Genomic DNA, 19,715 nt, shown 5'->3' with positions numbered 1-19,715 from the left:
TCTCCCTCATTCGAACAGGGAGAGACCCATGAACCGCAGCTTGGCCATAAAACTTGGGGCAATTGCCCTTCTGATTGTGCTGTTGATGATCCCGTTGCTGATGATCGGCGGGGTGATTTTTGACCGCCAGCAACTGCGCAACGGTGTCCTTGAGGACATCGCCCGTAGTTCCAGCTACAGCCAGCAATTGAGCGGGCCGCTGATGGTGGTGCCGTATCGCAAGGTGGTCAGGACCTGGAAAACCAACGAAAAAACCAGCGAGCGTTATCAGGAAACGACTCAGGAACGGGGGCGACTGTATTTCCTTCCTGAACGTTTCGAACTCGATGGTCAGGTTCAAACCGAACTGCGTGCCCGTGGCATTTACGAGGCGCGGCTGTTTCACGCGGATAACCGGATCAGCGGGCACTTCTCTATCCCGGAGCACTTGGGCATCAAGGAGGACTTTTCCGACTACCAGTTCGACCAGCCGTTCCTGGCCGTGGGCATCAGCGATATTCGTGGCATCGAAAACGCCTTGAAGCTTGAACTCGATGACCAAAGCCTGGATTTTGTTCCGGGTACGCAAGTGGACTGGCTGGGCGAGGGCGTGCACGCCAGGCTGCCGGTGCTGGATGCGAACAAAGCCACAGAACTGGCCTTCGGTTTTGACCTGCGTCTGCAAGGCACCGGTCAGTTGCAGATCACCCCGGTGGGTAAAACCAGCAAAGTCAGTTTGAAAGCCAACTGGCCGCATCCAAGCTTTATCGGCAACTACCTGCCGGCCCAGCGTGAGGTAAGTGCTGAAGGTTTCAGCGCCAATTGGCAGGCCTCGTTCTTTTCCACCAATCTGGAAGAGGCACTCAATAGCTGCTTGTCCCATTCCAGCTGTGAAGAGTTCAAAAGCCGCAGTTTCGGCGTCAGCTTCATCGATCCGGTGGATCAGTACCTCAAAAGCGATCGGGCGATCAAATATGCGCTGCTGTTTATCGTGCTGACCTTTGCCGGGTTCTTTCTCTTCGAAGTGCTGAAAAGCCTCGCGGTACACCCGGTTCAATACGCCTTGGTGGGCGTGGCGCTGGCGTTCTTCTACCTGCTGTTGTTGTCACTCTCCGAGCACATCGGCTTTGCCCTGGCGTATCTGCTGTCGGCCGCTGCCTGCGTGTTGTTGATCGGTTTTTATGTTTGTCATGTGCTGCGCAGTGCGCGCCACGGGTTGAGTTTTTCGGCGGGATTGGCGGCGCTCTACGGTTTGCTTTACGGCTTGTTGAGTGCCGAGGATTACGCGCTGTTGATGGGCTCGCTGCTGTTGTTCGGCTTGCTGGGCGTGTTTATGGTGCTGACCCGTAAACTCGACTGGTACGGGATTGGTCAAGGCAGGATCGCCAAGCCAGAGGTGGTGTATGAGTAGGTCGCTGGGGTTGCGCGAGGATCAGTTGCAGGGTGAATGGTTGGCGATGCAGATTGCCGGGCTGTTTACGTTGGAGCGGGGTGATGCCCTCATCGGCAAGCCCCGCTCCCTCAGGTCAACCGGTGCTGCTAAACCTTCGGCACGGTCGCCAGCATCGACGGCCGCTGGCTTACTTCGGCATACCAGGTGCTGAGTTGCGGATTGCTCTTGCGCCACTCCAGGTCCGGATGACGCAAATCCAGATATCCAAGGGCGCAGGCAACGCTGATGGCTGCGACGTCGAAATGGCTGGTCAGCTCGGCGATGGCGTCGGCTTCCAGCACCGCCAAGGCCCGGCGGATCTTGTCGCGCTGGGCGTCGAGCCACTGGTCCCAGTGTTTCTCCGGGGCGCGCAGGGCGAGTTCATAACGGATCAGCACCGCGGCGTCCATGATCCCGTCGGCCAGTGCGGCCAGGGTCAGGCGCCGCCAGCGCGCCGTGCCTTCACGAGGGATCAGCGGATTACCGACATGTTGCTGATCGAGGTATTCGAGGATCACCCGGCTGTCGTATAACACGTTACCGTCGTCCAGGCGCAGCGCCGGGATCTTGCCCAGCGGGTTGTCCTGGTTCAACGTGGCGTCGGGGCTGACCGGGGTCAACTGGCTATGTTGCAGCGCCACGCGGTCCAGTTGACCGGTTTCATGCAGCAGCACCATCACTTTGCGCACGTAAGGCGAAGCAGGGTTGTGGAACAAGGTCATGCTGGGGGCGGACATGGACATTCCTCGGCTGTATTCAGGGAGCATGGGGCAGAGGTCTAGCCTAGTAAGTTCCGGTGCGGCTGGCGAGGGGTTTGACGGTGTGCTGACGCCAGGCCAGACGCTGAACACCTAGAAGGAATGGCTTTGCTGCCGACGTTTCCACTGGCTCAACCGCTGTTGCAGATTCAGTGGGCTGTGAATCTGCTGCATTCGCGCGCGGTTGAACAGGATCAACACCAATTCAGCCGTGGCCATGGCGTCGGCGCTGGCGTTATGGCGCTCGAAGACTTGCAGCTTGAACCAGTTGATCCAGTCGTCCAGTCCGGCTTCGCGGATGTTCGCCTGTGGGCACAGCAGTGGCGCCATGTCGGCCACATCAAGGAAAGGATGCTGCAAGCGATAACCCAGGCTGTCCTTCAAGGCGCGACCGAGCATGTGCTGGTCGAATGGCGCATGAAACGCCAGCAACGGACTGTCACCGACAAACTCCATGAAATCCAGCAACGCGTCCCGCGGATCGCTGCCAGCGGCAATCGCGCTTGGGCCCAGGCCATGAAGTAACACGCTAGGCCCGAGTTTGTGGTCGTTGCGCTGCAAGGTTCGCTCGAACTGCTGACTGAAATCGATCGCGCCGTCTTCGATCACCACGGCACCGATCGACAGCACCACGTCCTTGTTCAGGTTCAGCCCGGTGGTTTCCAGATCGACCACCACCCAGCGTTGCTCGCGCAGGCTGCATTCGCCCAGCGTCGGGGCGCTTGGCAGTTGGTCCAGGCGTTGTTGCTGCGCAGCGGTCAATGTCGGCCCGGCGGGGCGTAGCCAGGAAAACAGTTTCATAGCTGATACCGCAGGGCCAGGCTGCTTTGCAGGCGTTGAGCCTGGCGCAGGGACTCACGCAGGATTCGCCGGTCCAGATGATTCAAGCTGTCGGGATCGACCCGATTGGAATAGGGCAGGTTCTCACGGGTCTGTCGCTGATGCTGCTGCATGCGGGTTTGCTGGATGAAGTGATAGGCCTCTTCATAGGCCGCACCGTCCAGCGGGTCGATGACTTCTTTGGCCACCAGTTGACGAAAGCGCTCCAGGGTATTGTTGGCCCCGATGCCATGGGCCAGCGCTAATAGCCGGGCACCGTCGACAAACGGGGTCAGCCCTTGGACTTTCAGGTCGAGAGTGGCTTTTTCACCGTTCTTTTTCTCCAGCACGAACTCGCGGAAACGCCCGACAGGCGGCCGTTGGCGCAAGGCGTTCATGGCCAGCATGCGCTGGAACAGCCGATTGTCTGCCACCTGATCGAGAATCGCGCGGCGCAATTGCTCGCAGCCTTGCTCATCGCCCCAGACCACCCGCAGGTCGAAGTAAATGCTCGATCCGAGCAAATTCTCGGGCGTTGCTTCGCGGATAAACGCCGCGAAACGCCGCGCCCATTCGGCACGGGACAAGCACAGCTGCGGGTTGCCAGCCATGATATTGCCCTTGCACAGCGTAAAGCCGCAGAGCGCCAGGCTCTGATTGATCTGCTGGGCGATCGGCAACAGCTTGCTGCGAATCTCGGCCGCCTGCACCGCATCGCGCGCTTCGAAGAGAATGCCGTTGTCCTGATCGGTGTACAGCGTCTGCTCGCGGCGACCTTCGCTGCCGAAGCACAGCCAGCTGAACGGTATGCCGGGGTCGCCTTTATCGGCCAGCGTGAGCTCGATGACCCGGCACACGGTGTGATCGTTGAGCAAGGTGATGATGTGGGTGATTTGGGTCGAGGACGCGCCGTGGGCGAGCATGCGCTCGACCAGTTGGCCGATTTCGCCGCGCATCGCCACCAGGTTTTCCACCCGTGGCGCGCTGCGAATGGTGCGTGCCAAGTGCACCAGATCGACGCGTTGCAGGGAAAACAGGTCGCGTTCCGAGACTACACCGCACAACCGTTGGTCTTTGACCAGGCAGACGTGAGCGATGTGCCGCTCGGTCATGGCGATGGCCGCATCGAACGCGCTGTGGTCCGGCGTCAGGAAGAACGGCGCGTGGATCATGTGCCGGTCGATGGGCTGATTGAAGTCACTGGTGCCATCGGCGACCACCTGACGCAAGTCGCGCAGGGTGAAAATTCCCAGCGGGGCTTTCTGCTCATCGACCACCACGATGCTGCCGACCTGCTGCTCGTGCATCAGGGTCACGGCTTCGCGCAATGGGGTCGCAGGGCTACAGGTCACGGGATGGCGCATGGCCAATTCGCCGAGGCGGGTATTGAGCGAATACTGAGTGCCGAGGGTTTCCACGGCTTTTTGCTGGACCTGCTGATTGACCTGATCGAGCAGACTGCTGACGCCGCGTAGGGCAAAGTCGCGAAACGGGCTGGAAAGGGCGAACAGCTTGATGAAGGCCTGCTTGTTCAGCTGTAGGCAAAAGGTGTCTTCGGCGGCCAGGTGTTCGGTACGGGTCGCACGCTCACCCAGCAGTGCGGCAAGGGGGAAACACTCGCCGGTGGTGATCTCGAAGGTGGTTTCGGTGCCACCTTTGGCCGTGTGCGGCCGTTCGCCGACCACCCGGCCTTGTTTGACGATGTAAAAATGCTCAACCGGTCCGTCCGCAGGCTTGATGATGCTCTCGCCCGGGCCGTAGAAGCGCAATTGGCATTGTTCGACCAGGTAGGCCAAGTGCGCGTGTTCCATCTGGTTGAACGGCGGGAAACGCTGAAGGAACTGCAAGGTGCCCTGGATGTTCTGCAGCACCGCTGTTTTCCCTGCCTGGGTGAAGGCATCCGCTTTACTCATAACCATTACCGCAGTCTTTTTCGATTTGTTGTTGTCGGAGTCACTGCCATGGTCGGCCCCTGTGCGAAGAGTGCCCATTGGACGTAAGTCTAGGTAACGGTGCAGGAAGCGAAATTTCGGAAATACCCTACGCTATTAATGCGCAAAACCGCTGGTTAGCCCACTTGGAAAACTATTCGGCAAAGCGCACATTTAAGTTCTGCTTAGCGATGTCCGACTATGGTGCTAGGGGATTAATCTGAATATGTAGAGAGATTTATGTCCGACCACGATATTTTGAGCGATGCCGAACGTGAAGCGTTGAGTGCAGTCATGCACGAACCGGACTTGCCAGCACAACGTGTGCTGATTGTCGACGACGACAAGGACACGCGCGAACTGCTTTCGGAAATCCTTGCGCTTGAGGGCATCCGCAGCATGACGGCAGCCAGTGGCGAAAGCGCACTCAAACTGTTGGAGTCGAACAAGTCGATCGGTTTGCTCATCACTGATCTGCGGATGCAGCGGCTCGACGGCCTGGAGCTGGTCAGCAAGGTTCGGGAGTCGGAACGGGCGGCTTTGCCAGTCATCATCGTTTCCGGTGACGCCCAAGCCCGCGACGTTATCGATGCCATGCATTTGAGTGTGGCGGACTTTCTGCTCAAGCCGATCGATCCGCAAAAGCTGCTGGCACTGGTCAAGCATGAGCTGGGGATGGATTTGTAGCACGAACCTCGGGCCTGCGCGGATTCTTGTGGCGAGGGGGCTTGCCCCCGTTGGGTCGCGTAGCGGCCCCAAAACTGGGCCTGCTTCGCAGTCCAACGGGGGCAAGCCCCCTCGCCACAGTGGTTTGCGCCCCATAAAAAAGCCCTGATCTCTCGATCAGGGCTTTTTCATGTCGTTAACGCTTATTCACAGGCCATTGGCAGCCTTGAACTCGCGACGGCGACGGTGCAGGACCGGCTCGGTGTAGCCATTCGGCTGCTTGGTGCCTTCAATCACCAGTTCGACCGCCGCCTGGAAGGCGATGTTGCTGTCGAAGTTCGGTGCCAACGGACGGTACAGCGGGTCGTTGGCATTCTGGCGGTCAACCACCGGCGCCATGCGCTTGAGGGTTTCCAGCACCTGGGCTTCGCTGACGATGCCATGGCGCAGCCAGTTGGCGATGTGCTGGCTGGAGATACGCAGCGTCGCACGGTCTTCCATCAGGCCGACATCGTTGATGTCTGGCACTTTCGAACAGCCCACGCCCTGGTCGATCCAGCGCACTACATAACCGAGGATGCCCTGAGCGTTGTTGTCCAGTTCGTTCTGGACCTGTTCTGCTGTCCAGTTGGGGTTGCTGGCCAGCGGGATGGTCAGGATATCGTCCACCGATGCGCGAGGGCGCTTGGCCAGTTCGGCCTGACGGGCGAACACGTCAACCTTGTGGTAATGCAGCGCGTGCAGCGCAGCGGCGGTCGGCGAAGGGACCCAGGCGGTGTTGGCGCCGGCCAGCGGGTGAGCGATTTTCTGCTCGAGCATGGCGGCCATCAGGTCGGGCATGGCCCACATGCCTTTACCGATTTGCGCGCGACCTTGCAGGCCGGTACTCAAGCCGATATCGACGTTCCAGTTCTCGTAGGCACCGATCCACTTCTCAGCCTTCATGTCAGCCTTGCGCACCATCGCGCCGGCTTCCATGGAGGTGTGGATTTCATCGCCGGTACGGTCGAGGAAGCCGGTGTTGATGAAGACCACGCGCTCGCTGGCAGCCTTGATACAGGCCTTGAGGTTGATCGTGGTACGCCGCTCTTCGTCCATGATGCCGACTTTGAGGGTATTACGCGGCAACTCGAGCACGTCTTCGATGCGCCCGAACAGTTCGTTGGTAAACGCCGCTTCTTCCGGACCGTGCATTTTTGGTTTAACGATGTAGACCGAACCGGTACGGCTGTTCTTGCGGGTGGTGTTGCCGTTAAGGCTGTGCAGTGCCGCGAGGTTGGTGACCAGGCCGTCGAGGATACCTTCCGGCACTTCGTTGCCGTTCTTGTCGAGGATCGCGTCGATGGTCATCAAGTGGCCGACATTGCGTACGAACAACAGCGAGCGGCCGTGCAAGCTCAGTTCGCTACCGTCGAGGGCGGTGTAGGTGCGGTCGGCGTTCATGGTGCGGGTAAAGGTCTTGCCACCCTTGGCGACTTCTTCCGACAGATCGCCTTTCATCAGGCCGAGCCAGTTGCGGTAGATCACCACTTTGTCATCGGCATCGACAGCGGCCACGGAGTCTTCGCAGTCCATGATGGTGGTCAGCGCGGCTTCCATCAGGACGTCTTTGACGCCGGCGGCGTCGGTCTGGCCGACCGGTGTGCTGGCGTCGATCTGGATTTCGAAATGCAGACCGTTGTTTTTCAGCAGGATCGCGGTCGGCGCCGCAGCATCGCCGTGGAAGCCGATCAGCTGTGCGTCGTTGCGCAAGCCAGTGTTGCTGCCGCCTTTAAGTGCGACCACCAGTTTACGGTCAACGATTTTATAGCCGGTGGAATCGACGTGAGAGCCGGCAGCCAATGGCGCGGCTTCGTCGAGGAAGGCGCGGGCGAAGGCGATGACCTTATCGCCGCGAACCTTGTTGTAGCCTTTGCCTTTTTCCGCGCCGTCAGCCTCGCTGATGGCATCAGTGCCATACAGCGCGTCGTACAACGAACCCCAGCGGGCGTTCGAGGCGTTGAGGGCGAAGCGGGCATTCATCACCGGAACCACCAGTTGCGGACCGGCCATACGGGCGATTTCGTCGTCGACGTTTTGCGTCGTTGCCTGGAAGTCGGCCGCTTCTGGCAGCAGATAACCGATGTCTTGCAGGAAGGCTTTGTAGGCCACAGCGTCATGCGCAAGACCAGCACGGGACTGGTGCCAGGCATCGATTTTCGCCTGGAGGTCGTCGCGTTTGGCGAGTAGGGCTTTGTTCTTCGGCGCCAGGTCGTGAATGACCTTGTCGGCACCGGCCCAGAACTTGTCGGCGGTGAGGCCGGAACCGGGAATGGCTTCGTTGTTCACGAAGTCGAACAGGACTTTGGCGACCTGCAGGCCACCGACTTGAACGTGTTCAGTCATTGCTTGCCTCACTCTGCTCAGCTATTTCGCTTTTCAGCTCTTCAATTTGACAATGAAGCCTCTGGCCATTTAAACCACAAACCCCTCTACCAGTACATGCCATTGCTGGCGGCTGGGTGGTTCCAATCAACGGCGTAAAGCCTTGCTGACGGGGCTTTGAGGGTTGCGATGGCGCCTGGGCAGACATCGATCCAACGTTATGTAGTGCGCGCTGCGGCATACTACATGATGAATTGCGGTTGTGAAAATTAGACTAATTACGTCGTTTAGCGACCCGGTCAGGCTATCCGGTCACGCCGGGGGACAGGATGTTCTCAAAAAACTATTGGATTGTTCCAGATAAATCTAAAAACTTGTACACATAATATTGAATTCACTGCTATGGGGCTTTGATTTTTTTGCTGCCGCGCTGAATTGGGTCCCTTGCCTATACTTGCCTTTCTATAACAAAAGTCATGACAAGAGGGCTGCGCCATGGACCACCTCGTACTCACCGTATTCGCCCCGGACAAGCCCGGCCAGGTGGAACGCATCGCCCAATGCATTGCCGAGCATGGTGGTAACTGGCTGGAGAGCCGCATGTCACGGATGGCCGGGCAGTTTGCCGGGATCCTTCGGGTTGGCGTGCCAGCCGAGGGCTACGACGAACTGGTCGATGCACTTCAGGCGTTGTCCGCCCAAGGGATTCGGGTGTTGATCGCCGAAAGCAGTATCGAGCAATCCTGCACCTGGAAGCCGATTGCCATGGAGCTGGTCGGTAACGACCGACCAGGAATAGTCCGTGACATCACGCGTTTGTTGAGTGAACAGGGGGTCAACCTTGAGCGCTTGGTGACCGACGTACGTCCGGCGCCGATGAGCAGTGAGCCGCTGTTCCACGCCGAAGCGATTCTTGCGGTGCCGCTGACCCTTTCCCTGGACGTGCTGCAGTCGCGGCTGGAGACTCTGGCCGATGATTTGATGGTGGAGTTGGTGCTGCGCAGCGAGCCGTAAAGCGGGAGGAAAGGTTATCCAAGTAAAGCGTGCACCTGCCTGTGGATAACCTGTAGAGACACGTCGCCAGCCCACGTCGGCCGGGGCTTATCAGGAGTTGATCAAAAAACCAGCAGTTTCAAGGGCTTGTGCACAAACGGCGGGGATCACGCTGTGGATAACCTTGGGAAGGATGCTTGCAGGCCACGTCGGTCGTGGCCTGCAAAGGTTTGTACGTTTTTTGATCAGCGGCGGCGACGCAAACTCATCCAGGCGTCGATGCTGTAAACCGCCAGGCCTGCCCAGATAAACATGAAGGCCACCAGCGTGGTGGATGACAGGTGTTCGCCAAACAGCAGTACGGCTTGCAGCAGCACCAGCGTCGGTGCCAGGTATTGCAGGAAGCCGAGGGTGGTGTAGGGCAGGTGCCGAGCAGCAGCGTTGAAACAGACCAGCGGCACCAGCGTTACCGGTCCGGCGGCGACCAGCCACCACGCTTCGGACGTAGTCCAGAACGCTGCTTGCGCGCTGGTAGCGGTTGGATTGAAGAGCAACCAGGCAAGGGCAATCGGCACCAGCATCCAGGTTTCCACCACCAGCCCGGGCAATGCTTTGACCGGAGCCTGTTTGCGGATCAATCCGTAGAAGCCGAAGGTCAGCGCCAACACCAGCGACACCCACGGCAGGCTGCCGACTTGCCAGACTTGCTGCGCGACGCCAACGGCGGCCAGCCCGACGGCGACCCACTGCAGGCGTCTCAAGCGTTCGCCAAGGATCAGCATGCCCAGCAGCACGTTCACCAGCGGGTTGATGTAGTAACCGAGGCTGGCCTCAAGCATGCGTCCGTTATTCACCGACCAGACGTAGGTCAGCCAGTTGGCCGCAATCAATGTGCCGCTCAGCGCAAGGACTGCCAGCCGCCGTGGGTTTTCGCGCAGTTCACGCCACCAGCCCGGATGCTTCCAGACCATCAGCAGCAAGGCGCCGAACAGCGCTGACCAAAGTACCCGGTGGATGATGATTTCTACGGCAGGTACGTCAGCGATGGCTTTGAAGTAGAGCGGGAACAATCCCCAGATGATGTAGGCACTCAGGCCCAATATGTACCCGCGACGCAGGTTGGCGGCTTGCATGCAGAATCCTTGCTTAGGCAGCTAACAAAGGGGGGATTGTAAGGAGATTTGTCCAGCTGTGTCCCGTTCGCTTTTGTGTAGGAGCGGGGGGGCGCCTAGCTCTTGCCCGCGATGAACGATGACGCGGTCTGTCAGATTGACCGCGTCGTGCCCATCGCGGGCAAGCCTTGCGCCTACAGGGACCGTGGTGGATCAGAACAACTTCAACGGTTCTTCGTTGAGGGCCGCCAGTTGCTCACGCAATGCGAGCACCTGGTCGCCCCAATAACGTTCGGTGCCAAACCACGGAAAGCTGTGGGGGAACGCCGGGTCATCCCAACGACGGGCCAGCCACGCGCTGTAATGCATCAGGCGCAGGGCACGCAGTGGTTCGATCAGCGCCAGTTCACGGGGGTTGAAGTCGTGGAACTCGCTGTAGCCGTCCATCAGTTCCGACAACTGACCGAGACATTCCTGACGATCGCCGGCGAGCATCATCCACAGGTCCTGCACTGCCGGCCCCATTCGACAGTCGTCGAGGTCGACGATGTGGAACATCTCGTCACGGCACATCATGTTGCCGGGGTGGCAATCGCCGTGCATGCGAATGTTCTGGTGCGGCGTGTCTTTGTAGACTTCTTCCACGCGCTTGAGCAGGTCGCGGGCGACTGACTCGTAAGCGGGCAGCAAGCTGCGCGGTATGAAGTTGCCTTCGAGCAAGGTGGTCAGCGAATCATGGCCGAAGTTTTTGACGCCCAGCGCTTCGCGGTGTTCGAAGGGGCGGGTAGCGCCCACTGCGTGCAAGCGGCCAAGCAATTGCCCCAAACGGTAGAGCTGATCGAGATTGCCCGGCTCCGGCGCACGACCGCCCCGGCGTGGAAACAGGGTGAAGCGGAAACCGGCGTGTTCGTGCAGGCTTTCACCGTTGTGAATCATCGGCGCAACCACCGGCACCTCGCACTCGGCGAGTTCGAAGGTGAAGCGGTGCTCTTCGAGAATGGCAGCGTTGGTCCAGCGTTGCGGACGGTAGAACTTGGCAATCAGCGGTTCGCCATCTTCGATGCCAACCTGATAGACACGGTTTTCATAGCTGTTGAGCGCAAGGACACGGGCGTCGCTGAGAAAGCCGATGCTTTCTACGGCGTCGAGCACCAGATCGGGGGTAAGTGTTTCAAACGGGTGAGACATGCTGACTCCTGCGCGCAGCAGGCTGCCGCGTCCGGCCAAACATGGTAGCGCAGAAGGGGCGACTTTAGTGGGATCGTTCCTCACGCGCCGCAAAGGAATGCAGCCAGGGACGCTCCGCGTCCCAGAAGCGGACGCAGAGTGTCCAGTGAAGCACTCCCACGCAGAGCGTGGGAGCGATCTTCAGGGGAGGAGCGATTTTTAGGCGCCGACGATCCCGCCGTCTTCCCGGGTAATCGCCATCACCGAGGAACGCGGCTTGCCGTTCGGCAAATGCTCCGGGAAGGTTGACCCACCGTTTTCCCCCGGATGCTGAATGCCGACAAACAAGGTCTTCTGGTCCGGCGAAAAGCTGATGCCGGTCACTTCACAGCCTACCGGGCCAACCATGAAACGGCGGATTTCACCGGTCGCGGGATCAGCGCAAAGCATCTGATTGTTACCCATGCCCGCGAAGTCGCCGGCGTTGCTGTAGTCCCCGTCGCTGAGAATCCACAGGCGACCGGCCTTGTCGAAGCCCAAACCATCCGGGCTGTTAAACATGTTGTCTGGTGTGATGTTCGACGAGCCGGCTTTAGCTGTGCCGGCGTGCACGCTCGGGTTACCCGCCACCACGAACAGATCCCAGCCGAACGTCAGCGATGCGTGATCGTCGTGATCGGTGCGCCAGCGCAGGATTTGCCCATAGACGTTTTTCTCCCGTGGGTTCGGTCCGCCCACCGGTTGCCCGTCTTCGCCGCGCTTGGCGTTGTTGGTCAGGGTGCAATAGACCTGGCCGTCTTGCGGGCTGACGACGATCCACTCCGGACGGTCCATGCGCGTGGCACCGACGACGCTGGCGGCCAGGCGCGCGTGAATCAGCACCTCGGCCTGATCGGCAAAACCGCTGCTGGCATCGATGCCGTTCTTGCCGTGAGTCAGTTCGATCCATTGGCCCTGACCTTTTGGATGGTCGGGGTTGCTGTCGCCGGCATCGAAACGTGCGACATACAACGTGCCGTGATCCAGCAGGCCATGGTTGGCTTTGGGAGTTGTGTGATTGATCTTGTCGCGGCTGACGAACTTGTAGATGAACTCGCCGCGCTCATCGTCGCCCATGTAGACCACCGCGCGACCGTCGTGGGTCTCGGCCAGGGCCGCGTTTTCATGTTTGAAACGGCCCAGGGCAGTGCGCTTGATCGGAGTCGATTGCGGGTCGAACGGGTCGATTTCCACCACCCAACCGTGACGGTTGAGTTCGTTGGGGTTTTTCGCCAGGTCAAATCGCGGGTCGTGTTGATGCCAGTTGATCTCTTTGCTGGCGACCGATGCGCCATAGCGCTTTTGTGCGGCGTCGAATTTGTGCTCGGGATTGCTGCTGCCAAAGCAGTCGGTGAAGTTCTCTTCGCAGGTCAGATAAGTACCCCAAGGCGTCTTGCCATTGGCGCAGTTCTGGAAGGTTCCGAACACTTTTTTGCCGGTCTTGTCAGCGGCGGTTTTCATCAGCTCATGGCCAGCGGCCGGGCCGCTCAACTGCAGCGGCGCATTGCCGTGGATTCGGCGGTTGTAGCGCGAGCCCTGAACGAACTGCCATTGGCCGTTTTTACGCTGCACTTCGATCACCGATACGCCTTCGCAGGCCAGCGCTTTGCGCACTTCTTCGGCCGACTGCGGCATGCCGCCATGGGCGTAGAGGTAGCGATAGTTGGTGTATTCGTTATTGATCGCCATCAGCGCGCGATTGTCGTCGCCGGGGAAAGCGAACAGGCTCATGCCATCGTTGTTGTCACCGAACTGGACTTCCTGGGCCTGGGCGCTGCCATTGCCACTCGGGTCAAAGGCCGGACCGTTCTTGTGCAGCGGCTGGCCCCAACTGATCAACACCGAAGAGGTGTAACCGGGCGGCAGAGTGATGGTGTCGCTGGTGGCGGCCGCAATGCTGTCGAAACCCAGCAATTTGCTCGAAGCTGCGTTGACACTGGCGGCCAGTGCGCTACGGCTCAGCAGGTTGCCACCGAGGAACATTGCCGCACCGCAGAGGGCGCCGGCGCTGATAAAACCACGACGACTGAGGCCGACGATTTTTTCGAGGTCGGTGGCTTGGTTTTCTTCTAATAGGCTCACATCAGGCTCCCTGCTGGTTTTTGCAGCCACCTTAAGGAGCGTCTATGACACAAATGTTGCAGTTGCACGTCTGAGGAACGCTGCCAATCTGTAGCAGCAGGCCCGAGTCAGAGCGGGGTGCCGAGCAAAACGTTGGAGGGCGAGAACTGCACCTGAACGGCTTTTTCGGCGCTCAAGCCCAGGGTTTTTAGGTGCTGCGGCTCGGCCAGCGCGCATAGAGTCTGGCCATTGGGCAGGGCGATTCGAACTTCACTGGGGCCATCTTCGGCGTCGAGAATTTCCTCGACAGTGCCCTTCAGACAATTGTGTCCGGGTGTTGCGCGTTGCTCGACACCGAGTAAATCGAGCCAGCCAGCCTTGATCAACGCCACCACTTCAGTGCCCGTTTCCAGTTCCAGACGCAGGGTGCTGTCGTGGGTTATTTGCGCCTGAATGATCAGCCCCTCAGCCAGTTCCAGGCTGATCAGATCGTTACGACCGTGAGTGTCGATGGCTGCAACGGTGCCATGCAGCTGATTGCGTGCGCTGGTCCTGAGCATCAGGCGCCCGAGCAAGTCGAGGTCACTGGCGTCTTCGGCGGCTTCCAGCACCTGTGCCTGTAAGGCTTGCAAGCGCTGATAGAGCCGCAGCACCCGTTCACCTTCACTGGACAGTTTTGCGCCACCACCGCCTTTGCCGCCGACGCTGCGTTCCACCAGTGGCTTCTGTGCCAGATTGTTCAACTCGTCGATCGCATCCCACGCTGCTTTGTAGCTCAGCCCGGCGCTTTTCGCGGCGCGGGTGATCGAACCTTGTTCGGCGATGTGTTGCAGCAAGGCGATGCGCTGCGGACGACGGACGATGTGTTGGGACAACAAAGTAGGCAAGGACATGGCATGGGGCTGCGAGCGGGTAGTGATGGATTTGGACGTTGGCGGCTTGGCGCGTGAGAGTCAAGTCAGCTCCCCGGGTTTTGGCGTGCGCGCCAGGCAATAAACGTCGACCCGCGCCGCGCCCGCCCCGATCAACAAGCGAGCCAGGCTTTGCGCGGTGGCACCGGTGGTCAGCACGTCGTCGACCAGCACCAGGTGACGGCCCTTGATTTGCGCACCCGGCATCAGTGCGAAAGCGCTGAGCAGGTTCTGCTTGCGCGCCTTGGCGTCCAGATCCTGTTGCGCAGTGGTGTCCTGGATGCGTAGCAGCAGGTTTGCGTCGCAGTCGATCTTCAGGCTGTCGCTGAGCCAGCCGGCGAGCATCGCTGCCTGGTTGTAACCCCGCTCACGCAGCCGTTTGCGGGCCAAGGGCACCGCTACCAATGAGTCGGGGCGTTTGAGGCCTTCATCGAAGCGATGTTGCAGGAATTGAGCAAGAAGTTCGGCAAGCAGGCGACCATACGGCCACTTTGCCGCGTGCTTGAAACGGGTGATCAAACTGTCGAGCGGGAAGCTGTAGGTCCAGGGTGCGATCACCTGCTCGAAGACCGGCGGGTCCTTCAAGCACTGGCCGCAGGTGAGGCCGGCCACGGGCAACGGCAGGGCGCAGGTCTGGCAATGATCGCCGAGCCAGGGCAACTCGGTTTCACAGGAAGTACAAATCGGTTGAGGAGTGTCAGACAGTTCATCGCAAAGCAAACAGGTCTGTTTATTTTTTGACCAGATGTAAACCGACCCTTTGTATCGTGGTTGACAGCGCATGGCTCTTCCTTAAATATGCCGAACATCCGTGTCGCGTCTGTGGATATTCCGTTCCACAGCCGCTTGCCAAGCATAAACAAGGAAACGCCCATGAGCGCCAGCACCACTGCAAACCTGCGTCATGACTGGTCTTTGGCCGAAGTCAAAGCACTCTTCGTTCAGCCATTCAACGACCTGTTGTTCCAGGCGCAGACGGTGCACCGCGCGCACTTCGACGCCAATCGCGTCCAGGTGTCGACCCTGCTGTCGATCAAAACCGGCGCGTGCCCTGAAGATTGCAAATATTGTCCGCAGTCCGGTCACTACAACACCGGTCTGGAAAAAGAAAAGCTGATGGAAGTGCAGAAGGTCCTCGAAGAGGCTGCTCGCGCCAAGGCCATCGGTTCGACCCGTTTCTGCATGGGCGCCGCCTGGAAGCATCCGTCGGCCAAAGACATGCCGTACGTGCTGGAAATGGTCAAGGGCGTGAAGGCCATGGGTCTGGAAACCTGCATGACCCTCGGCCGTCTCGATCAGGACCAGACCGTAGCCCTGGCCGAAGCCGGCCTCGATTACTACAACCACAACCTTGATACCTCGCCGGAGTTCTACGGCAGCATCATCACCACCCGCACCTACAGCGAGCGCCTGCAAACCCTGGCGTATGTTCGTGATTCGGGGATGAAGATCTGCTCGGGCGGTATTCTCGGCATGGGCGAGTCCCTTGACGACCGCGCCAACCTGCTGATCCAGCTGGCCAACCTGCCGGAGCATCCGGAGTCGGTGCCGATCAACATGCTGGTGAAAGTCGCCGGTACGCCGCTGGAAAATGCCGACGACGTCGACCCATTCGACTTCATCCGCATGCTCGCTGTCGCACGTATCCTGATGCCGAAATCCCACGTGCGCCTCTCTGCCGGCCGCGAAGCCATGAACGATCAGATGCAGGCCCTGGCATTCTTCGCCGGTGCCAACTCGATTTTCTACGGTGACAAACTGCTGACCACCGCCAACCCGCAGGCTGACAAGGACATGCAACTGTTCGGGCGCCTGGGGATCCTGCCGGAAGCCCGCGAAGAGCATGCGGACGAAGTGCATCAGGCGGCCATCGAGCAAGCGCTGGTCGAGCAGAAAAGCAGCGAGCAGTTCTACAACGCCGCTGTTTGACCGACGCTGAACCCATTGTGGGAGCGGGCTTGCTCGCGAATGCGGTGTGACATTCAGTGTGGGTGTCGACTGTTCTGACGCCTTCGCGAGCAAGCCCGCTCCCACATTAGATTGTGAGTTGACCTTCGAGGCCTGCATGTCTTTCGATCTCGCCGCACGCCTTGCTGCCCGTCGTGCCGAAAACCTCTATCGTCAGCGCCCATTGCTTGAGACCCCACAAGGTCCGCAAGTGGTGGTCGATGGCCAGCCATTGCTGGCGTTCTGTAATAACGACTACCTGGGCCTGGCCAATCATCCCCAAGTGATTGAAGCCTTGCGTGCCGGTGCCGCCCGCTGGGGTGTCGGTGGCGGTGCTTCGCACCTGGTGATCGGCCATAGCAGCCCGCATCACGCGCTCGAAGAAGCCTTGGCCGACCTGACAGGGCGACCGCGCGCGTTGTTGTTTACCACCGGCTACATGGCTAATCTGGGTGCCGTCACGGCGCTGGTCGGGCAGGGCGACACGGTGCTCGAAGACCGGCTCAATCATGCATCGCTACTGGATGCCGGGCTGTTGTCGGGCGCACGTTTCAATCGCTATTTACACAACGATGCCGTCAGTCTCGCCAAACGTCTGGAGAAGGCTACCGGCAATACGCTGGTGGTGACCGACGGGGTGTTCAGCATGGACGGCGACATCGCCGACCTGCCGGCGCTGGCTCGCGAGGCCAAGGCCAAAGGCGCGTGGCTGATGGTCGATGATGCCCACGGCTTTGGTCCCTTGGGCGCCAATGGCGGTGGAGTCGTCGAGCACTTCGGTTTGAGTCTGGAGGATGTGCCGGTACTGGTCGGTACCTTGGGCAAAGCGTTCGGCACCGCGGGCGCGTTTGTCGCAGGCAGCGATGACCTGATCGAAAGCCTGATCCAGTTCGCCCGGCCATACATCTACACCACCAGCCAGCCACCGGCGCTGGCGTGTGCGACCCTGAAAAGTCTTGAGTTGCTGCGCAGCGAACATTGGCGACGCGAGCACTTGAACGTGCTGATCCGCCAATTCCGAAAAGGCGCCGAGCAGATGGGTCTGGAGTTGATGGACAGCGCTACGCCGATTCAGCCGATCATGATCGGCGACGCCAGACGCGCAGTGCTTTTTTCGCAGATGCTGCGTCAGCGCGGACTGATGGTAACCGCGATCCGCCCACCCACCGTGCCAGCCGGCAGTGCACGTTTGCGCGTGACCCTGACAGCGGCGCACAGCGAAGCGCAGGTGCAGCTATTGTTAGAAGGTCTGGCCGATTGTCTTCAGCAGCTGGGAGCGGAGCCGAACCATGCGTGATCGTCTGATTCTGTTGCCCGGTTGGGGACTCGGCATTTCGCCGCTGGAGCCTTTGGCAGCGGCCTTGCAGGGATTGGACGAACACCTGCACGTCGAGATCGAACCGCTGCCGGAACTGGAGTCGAGAGACCTCGAAGAATGGCTCGACGAACTGGATTCGACCCTGCCCAAAGATGTCTGGCTCGGCGGCTGGTCGCTCGGCGGGATGCTCGCCTCAGCGCTTGCTGCTCGACGTGGCGAGCGTTGCTGCGGTTTGCTGACGCTGGCGAGTAACCCCTCTTTTGTGGCGCATGCCGAGTGGTCGAGCGCCATGCCGGGCGAGACCTTCGATGCGTTTCTGGCCGGGTGCAGCGCGGACCCGCGCATGACCCTCAAGCGCTTCAGCCTGCTCTGCGCCCAAGGTGCCGAAGACCCGCGCGGGTTGTCGCGCCTGTTGCTGGCGGGTGCGCCGAATACCCCGCAGGCACAGTTGATGAGCGGGTTGGAAGTGCTCGCACAACTGGACAACCGGCAAGCCTTGCAGGCCTTTCGAGGTCCGCAGTTGCATCTGTTCGCCGGGCTTGACGGGTTGGTTCCGGCCGAAGCCGCCGGTGAGCTGCTGGCGTTACTCCCCGATGTCGAAATTGGTCTGATTGAACAGGCCAGTCACGCGTTTCTTCTGGAAGACCCCCACGGCGTGGCGGGGGCCATCCAGGCCTTTTTGCATGAGTCCGGTGATGACTGATTTAGCCCTTCCCAACCTGCCCGGAGGCTTGCCCGACAAGCGTCAGGTCGCGGCATCCTTTTCCCGTGCAGCGGCCAGTTATGACAGCGTTGCCGAATTGCAGCGGACTGTCGGCAGTGAATTGCTGGGGCGTTTGCCGGCTGATCGATCACCCGCTCGCTGGCTGGATCTGGGTTGTGGCACAGGGTATTTCAGTCGTGTGCTGGGTGAGCGCTTCAACGCCAGCGAAGGGCTGGCGCTGGATATCGCGCAAGGCATGCTCGAGCACGCGCGGCCCTTGGGCGGTGCGACACATTTCATTGCCGGCGATGCCGAGCGCTTGCCGTTGCAGGACGCAAGCTGCGACCTGGTGTTTTCCAGCCTTGCAGTACAGTGGTGCGCCGATTTCAGGGCGGTGCTGAGCGAGGCTTCTCGGGTTCTCAAACCTGGCGGCGTGTTGGCGTTTGCCAGTCTCTGCGTGGGAACGCTCTATGAATTGCGCGACAGTTGGCGTCAGGTCGATGGGCTGGTGCACGTCAACCGCTTCCGCGAGTTCAGCACGTATCAACAACTGTGTGCGGCCAGCGGCATGAACGTAATCAGTCTGCAAAGTTGCCCGCACGTGCTGCATTATCCGGATGTGCGTAGCCTGACTCACGAACTCAAGGCCTTGGGCGCGCATAATCTCAATCCTGGTCGGCCGGGCGGGCTGACAGGCCGGGCGCGGATCATGGGTTTGATCGACGCCTATGAGCAGTTTCGTCAGGCGCAAGGACTGCCCGCGACTTATCAGGTGGTTTACGCCGTGTTGGAGAAGCCACTATGAGCGCAGCCTATTTCATCACCGGCACCGATACCGACGTCGGCAAGACCACCATCGCCGCCGGCCTGCTGCACGCCGCGAGGCTTGCAGGGTTGAGCACGGCGGCCGGGAAACCTGTGGCGTCCGGCTGCGAGGTGACGCCCAAAGGTTTGCGCAATGCCGACGCGCTGGCGCTGCTGGCGCAATGCTCGTTGCCGCTGACCTATGCCGAGGTCAATCCAGTGGCCTTCGAACCGGCCATCGCTCCGCATCTGGCTGCGCGTGAGGCGGGTTTCGCGCTGACGGTCCAGTCGTTGCTGGTGCCGATGCGGCACATTGTGGACAAGCAGGCCGACTTCACCTTGATCGAAGGTGCGGGCGGCTGGCGGGTGCCACTGGCTGATCAGGACAATCTTTCGGATCTGGCAATGGCGCTGGTTCTACCGGTGATTCTGGTGGTTGGCGTGCGTCTGGGCTGTATCAATCACGCGTTGCTGACAGCCGAGGCGATTGCCCGGGACGGTTTGCAACTGGCGGGTTGGGTGGCCAACATCATTGACCCCAAGACGTCGCGGCTGGAAGAGAACCTCGCCACGTTGGCAGAACGGCTGCCGGCACCGTGTCTGGGGCGGGTGCCGAAACTCAAACTGGTCACGGCAGAAGCGGTGGCGGAGCATCTTCAGCTGGATTTACTTGACTAGGTTTTGCCTATGACAAGGCACTGTGCCATTAGT

The 19,715-nt window shown here is 60.0% G+C and carries 17 protein-coding genes; 8 read left to right on the top strand and 9 right to left on the bottom strand.

All coding sequences use genetic code 11. The features are described from left to right. The first annotated feature begins 28 nt into the window (after positions 1-28). Positions 29-1,390, top strand: coding sequence for a cell envelope integrity protein CreD (creD, locus tag KRR23_RS19980; RefSeq protein WP_216743905.1), 1,362 nt, complete (start codon positions 29-31; stop codon positions 1,388-1,390). A gap of 128 nt (positions 1,391-1,518) precedes the next feature. On the opposite strand, the gene KRR23_RS19975 is transcribed toward creD, so the two are convergent. The 3 genes from KRR23_RS19975 to KRR23_RS19965 all read right to left on the bottom strand — a co-directional run bounded on the left by KRR23_RS19975 (position 1,519) and on the right by KRR23_RS19965 (position 4,907). Then, on the bottom strand, positions 1,519-2,148 hold the full coding sequence (locus KRR23_RS19975) for a glutathione S-transferase (protein ID WP_216743904.1): 630 nt from the start codon (positions 2,146-2,148) through the stop codon (positions 1,519-1,521). 114 nt (positions 2,149-2,262) lie between these two features. After that, the gene (locus tag KRR23_RS19970; protein ID WP_216743903.1) at positions 2,263-2,970 is read right to left on the bottom strand and encodes a PolC-type DNA polymerase III; all 708 of its coding nucleotides are present in this window, start codon (positions 2,968-2,970) and stop codon (positions 2,263-2,265) included. Next, the gene (locus KRR23_RS19965; protein WP_216743902.1) at positions 2,967-4,907 is read right to left on the bottom strand and encodes a putative nucleotidyltransferase substrate binding domain-containing protein; all 1,941 of its coding nucleotides are present in this window, start codon (positions 4,905-4,907) and stop codon (positions 2,967-2,969) included. Before KRR23_RS19965 ends, KRR23_RS19970 begins: the two co-directional genes overlap by 4 nt. Positions 4,908-5,159: 252 nt before the next feature. Between KRR23_RS19965 and KRR23_RS19960 the strand changes: the two genes are divergently transcribed. Continuing rightward, positions 5,160-5,606, top strand: a complete 447-nt coding sequence (locus KRR23_RS19960) for a response regulator (RefSeq protein WP_216743901.1) — start codon at positions 5,160-5,162, stop codon at positions 5,604-5,606. Between the two features lie 186 nt (positions 5,607-5,792). Here the strand turns inward: KRR23_RS19960 and KRR23_RS19955 are convergent, their stop codons facing one another. Beyond that, a complete protein-coding gene (locus tag KRR23_RS19955; protein WP_216743900.1) occupies positions 5,793-7,970 on the bottom strand; it encodes a malate synthase G in 2,178 nt (725 codons plus the stop codon). A gap of 474 nt (positions 7,971-8,444) precedes the next feature. Here KRR23_RS19955 and KRR23_RS19950 point away from each other — a divergent pair, with 474 nt between their 5' ends. Further along, positions 8,445-8,963 (top strand): glycine cleavage system protein R, encoded by a 519-nt coding sequence (locus tag KRR23_RS19950; protein WP_019693970.1) that lies wholly within the window; start codon positions 8,445-8,447, stop codon positions 8,961-8,963. A 224-nt stretch (positions 8,964-9,187) separates the two neighbouring features. Here KRR23_RS19950 and rarD read toward each other — a convergent pair whose 3' ends face one another. From rarD to KRR23_RS19925, 5 genes are all read right to left on the bottom strand, one after another. Continuing rightward, entirely contained in the window at positions 9,188-10,075 is an 888-nt protein-coding gene (gene rarD, locus KRR23_RS19945) for an EamA family transporter RarD (protein WP_145014406.1), read from the bottom strand. A gap of 192 nt (positions 10,076-10,267) precedes the next feature. Further along, positions 10,268-11,242, bottom strand: coding sequence for a serine/threonine protein kinase (locus KRR23_RS19940; RefSeq protein WP_216743899.1), 975 nt, complete (start codon positions 11,240-11,242; stop codon positions 10,268-10,270). A gap of 198 nt (positions 11,243-11,440) precedes the next feature. Next, positions 11,441-13,342, bottom strand: a complete 1,902-nt coding sequence (locus tag KRR23_RS19935; RefSeq protein ID WP_216743898.1) for a PhoX family phosphatase — start codon at positions 13,340-13,342, stop codon at positions 11,441-11,443. Positions 13,343-13,449: 107 nt separating this feature from the next. Continuing rightward, on the bottom strand, positions 13,450-14,214 hold the full coding sequence (locus KRR23_RS19930) for a TOBE domain-containing protein (protein ID WP_216743897.1): 765 nt from the start codon (positions 14,212-14,214) through the stop codon (positions 13,450-13,452). Positions 14,215-14,274: 60 nt separating this feature from the next. Further along, positions 14,275-15,015, bottom strand: a complete 741-nt coding sequence (locus KRR23_RS19925; protein WP_216743896.1) for a ComF family protein — start codon at positions 15,013-15,015, stop codon at positions 14,275-14,277. A gap of 90 nt (positions 15,016-15,105) precedes the next feature. Here KRR23_RS19925 and bioB point away from each other — a divergent pair, with 90 nt between their 5' ends. The 5 genes from bioB to bioD all read left to right on the top strand — a co-directional run bounded on the left by bioB (position 15,106) and on the right by bioD (position 19,682). Next, on the top strand, positions 15,106-16,161 hold the full coding sequence (gene bioB, locus KRR23_RS19920; RefSeq protein WP_123581222.1) for a biotin synthase BioB: 1,056 nt from the start codon (positions 15,106-15,108) through the stop codon (positions 16,159-16,161). 136 nt (positions 16,162-16,297) lie between these two features. Continuing rightward, positions 16,298-17,476: an 8-amino-7-oxononanoate synthase gene (gene bioF / locus KRR23_RS19915; RefSeq protein ID WP_216743895.1), complete on the top strand. Its 1,179-nt coding sequence runs from the start codon at positions 16,298-16,300 to the stop codon at positions 17,474-17,476. After that, positions 17,469-18,200 carry an alpha/beta fold hydrolase gene (locus tag KRR23_RS19910; protein ID WP_216743894.1) on the top strand — a complete coding sequence of 244 codons (732 nt, stop codon included), beginning with the start codon at positions 17,469-17,471 and terminating at the stop codon, positions 18,198-18,200. Before bioF ends, KRR23_RS19910 begins: the two co-directional genes overlap by 8 nt. Then, complete coding sequence (gene bioC, locus KRR23_RS19905; RefSeq protein ID WP_216743893.1) at positions 18,193-19,005, top strand: malonyl-ACP O-methyltransferase BioC; 813 nt, start codon at positions 18,193-18,195, stop codon at positions 19,003-19,005. The genes KRR23_RS19910 and bioC overlap by 8 nt, the downstream gene beginning before the upstream one ends. Continuing rightward, complete coding sequence (gene bioD / locus KRR23_RS19900) at positions 19,002-19,682, top strand: dethiobiotin synthase (protein WP_216743892.1); 681 nt, start codon at positions 19,002-19,004, stop codon at positions 19,680-19,682. Before bioC ends, bioD begins: the two co-directional genes overlap by 4 nt. Positions 19,683-19,715 lie beyond the last annotated feature (33 nt).

The organism is Pseudomonas sp. CVAP#3 (assembly GCF_018986375.1).
Classification (GTDB): Bacteria; Pseudomonadota; Gammaproteobacteria; order Pseudomonadales; family Pseudomonadaceae; genus Aquipseudomonas; species Aquipseudomonas helvetica.
Note: the sequence above shows the minus strand (reverse complement) of the source record. Positions and strands in the feature narration are given on the sequence as shown.